Below are 2,482 nucleotides of genomic sequence, written 5' to 3' on the forward strand. Positions count from 1 at the left end.
CGCCGCTAGCACGTCCTTGTGGGCTTAACCAAAACATCCGTGTTTTGGATACTCCCTAGCTTATCTACACCTGAATTTTTGTCTCTTCGATTCAACTTCATTGATGGCTATGGAAAAGTGCTATATAAGAACATGAGTTAAATCATTTATGGACAGAAACGAGCTAGGTTTCCAAATCTAATTCGTAAGTTTAGGATTAAAATTTCTATGGATTAACGCCAAGCGCACAGGAAAACGGGAGCGCTATGGCCGAAGGCCAGTGAGTGGTTTTCCTTGTGACGCGCCTTGTTAGCCATACTTACATACCCCTTTCAATATAAGGTGATTTAGGAAGCTGAGTTCCACACCATGGGCAATAAGAAATTAGATTTCCACCGCCTACTACTTCACCTGGCACTTTAATGTACCAGACTGACTCACCTTGAAATGAACGGGTGAAGTTAACAATAACTTTCTCATCACCTTTAGCCTCTTCGACAGAACAAAATAGGCCTATACAGCAATAACTTTTAATACGCTCTTGTCGGTTCATATAATCCAGTCAAATGCCATCTGATTTGGCTCTGTATGGCTAACGCCTCGTTAGGGCTTTTCATACAACCCAAGCCCGCAGTTATTACAACATCGTTTTTTAACAAATGAAACATTTTGATTTGCAATAAACGGTAAGGAACAGCGAGGACATGGAAAGCGAGTAATTTTGAAAGCAAATCTACCTAAGAAAAACACCCAAAGTAAAAAAGCTAAAACAGCAACGATTGCCGAACTTATAAAATTACTTAGAATTGCGGCAATCGCAAAGTTAAGCGGAAGACCAAATATTAAATAGGCTAAGGCTATCCAATTTCGTCGCCGATATTCACTCCATTGTTTCGGTATACGCTTGAACATTGAGAAAACCCTAACGCCGCAAATAAACGGCAAAAATTAGTTGGCTATAATTTGTGAGGTACGAACAAAGCCAACTGATTTTTGTCCGCCCTTTTAATTTGCTTTGTTATACGACTATTTGACGTGGCCATCTTCTTGCTCTTGCTCCCAAAAGACATCTGTCAAATCTTGTTCTAATGAAACTCCACCTTGACTGGTTTCTGCATTCAGTTTGAACTCATTAACACCAAGTTCATTCTTTGCTTCATAACAAAAAGATGAGTTATCTATTAGCGCCAATAAGCTTGCTAAAGAATTCTGCGAAGAAAATCGCATTAAAGACCGAATAAAACCTTTTTGTTGATCATCACAGCTGCGCCAAAATTTTACTAACTCAGCAAACTCTTTGTCATCGACGGTATGTACATCAACACTGGAAAAACTATCACAATATTCATTTACCAAACCATCGAGCATTTCACTACGAATCAACTTGATTAATTTTTGCTGAAGCATGATGTATCCATAAGTCGTATAACGCCTAATTAACGGGCTAAAAATAGCGGGCTAAAATGGTAGCGTAGCGAACAGCCAGCTGTTTTTAGTCCTGTTGAATTTCTTGTTATGTTGCTTTTCTAGTTGACCACTTACCATACAGGAAAAGGAACAAAACACCTTGAGTTAAACTGTTTAAAAATAGAACTAACGACTGAAGTACAATATGTAAATCATTAAAATATTGAAACAAGACCCACGCATAGCCAGAGAGGATTTTCATACCATTTAATGAAACAAACTTATAAATCTCATCGAAGAGTGTTAACTCATCTTTAAATCCAAGCCCCATAGTTGCACCTAAACTCAGAAACCCGAAAATAACGAGAGTTATAAAATGCAAAATTGTGGCAATGGCAATCTGTTTAATTTTCATCGTGCAACATAACGCCTCATTAAGAGGAAATTTATGGTTGGCTAAAATGTTGAACGCAGTGAAAATAGCCAACTGTAAATTTTCCTGCTTTAATGACTTGTTAGGTGAAGCTTGCTACAAACCGCTATAAATTTGCTCTAATTGGTAACCACTATAATTGCCATTTTTATCCACATTTAAGTAGATTTGAATAGCGCAATCGTAAAATAGCCAGAGTAAGAATGAACGATTTATACATTCAGTTGTTTCTTTTGATGCTACCGCTTGATAACGAGATTGATACTTATCAAAAGAAAATTGTACCAATGAATCCGTTAGAAAACGTTCAACTACATCTTTCGGAGCGCCAACCGTTAATTTAGCCTCAATTGTTTTAGCAAACGTATTTATATTATCGAGTTCTTTAGCTTGTGCTGAAAATGAACCTAATATAATAAATAAAACGAGCCAGATTCTCACAAACACTCCGTTGCACCTAACGCCCAATTAACGGGCTAAAAATAGTGGGCTAAAATGGAAGCGAAGCGAACAGCCCACTGTTTTTAGTCCTGTTGAATTGCTTGATACTCATTGAGCCTCCTCCCTAGCAAGCCGCATCAGCGGTATGCTTAAGGTGACTAAACCAACAGGAGAAAGCTCAATGAGATTTTATAATAACTCACATCCATACTACTGTGGTAT

The 2,482-nt window shown here is 37.8% G+C and carries 5 protein-coding genes; 1 reads left to right on the plus strand and 4 read right to left on the minus strand.

Annotation, left to right across the window (positions count from 1 at the left end; genetic code table 11):
* Positions 1–298: 298 nt before the first annotated feature.
* Positions 299–532 carry a hypothetical protein gene (locus H5123_RS20250; RefSeq protein WP_182699085.1) on the minus strand — a complete coding sequence of 78 codons (234 nt, stop codon included), beginning with the start codon at positions 530–532 and terminating at the stop codon, positions 299–301.
* A gap of 168 nt (positions 533–700) precedes the next feature.
* On the opposite strand from H5123_RS20250, the gene H5123_RS20735 reads away from it, so the two are divergent.
* Positions 701–829 carry a hypothetical protein gene (locus H5123_RS20735; protein WP_259395715.1) on the plus strand — a complete coding sequence of 43 codons (129 nt, stop codon included), beginning with the start codon at positions 701–703 and terminating at the stop codon, positions 827–829.
* Positions 830–1,005: 176 nt separating this feature from the next.
* On the opposite strand, the gene H5123_RS20255 is transcribed toward H5123_RS20735, so the two are convergent.
* The 3 genes from H5123_RS20255 to H5123_RS20265 all read right to left on the minus strand — a co-directional run bounded on the left by H5123_RS20255 (position 1,006) and on the right by H5123_RS20265 (position 2,260).
* Positions 1,006–1,386 (minus strand): hypothetical protein, encoded by a 381-nt coding sequence (locus H5123_RS20255; protein WP_182699086.1) that lies wholly within the window; start codon positions 1,384–1,386, stop codon positions 1,006–1,008.
* Positions 1,387–1,492: 106 nt separating this feature from the next.
* Positions 1,493–1,801 (minus strand): hypothetical protein, encoded by a 309-nt coding sequence (locus H5123_RS20260; RefSeq protein WP_182699087.1) that lies wholly within the window; start codon positions 1,799–1,801, stop codon positions 1,493–1,495.
* A 114-nt stretch (positions 1,802–1,915) separates the two neighbouring features.
* Positions 1,916–2,260 carry a hypothetical protein gene (locus H5123_RS20265; RefSeq protein WP_182699088.1) on the minus strand — a complete coding sequence of 115 codons (345 nt, stop codon included), beginning with the start codon at positions 2,258–2,260 and terminating at the stop codon, positions 1,916–1,918.
* Positions 2,261–2,482: the final 222 nt, after the last annotated feature.

The sequence above is a fragment of the Shewanella sp. SR43-4 genome (genome assembly GCF_014163845.1).
In the GTDB taxonomy this organism is placed as follows: Bacteria; Pseudomonadota; Gammaproteobacteria; order Enterobacterales; family Shewanellaceae; genus Shewanella; species Shewanella vesiculosa.

Excerpts from the sequence above, each read along its gene's own strand:
- H5123_RS20260 (WP_182699087.1), bottom strand. The coding sequence starts at position 1,801 with ATGAAAATTAAACAGATTGCCATTGCCACAATTTTGCATTTTATAACT.
- H5123_RS20255 (WP_182699086.1), bottom strand. The coding sequence starts at position 1,386 with ATGCTTCAGCAAAAATTAATCAAGTTGATTCGTAGTGAAATGCTCGAT.
- H5123_RS20250 (WP_182699085.1), bottom strand. The coding sequence starts at position 532 with ATGAACCGACAAGAGCGTATTAAAAGTTATTGCTGTATAGGCCTATTT.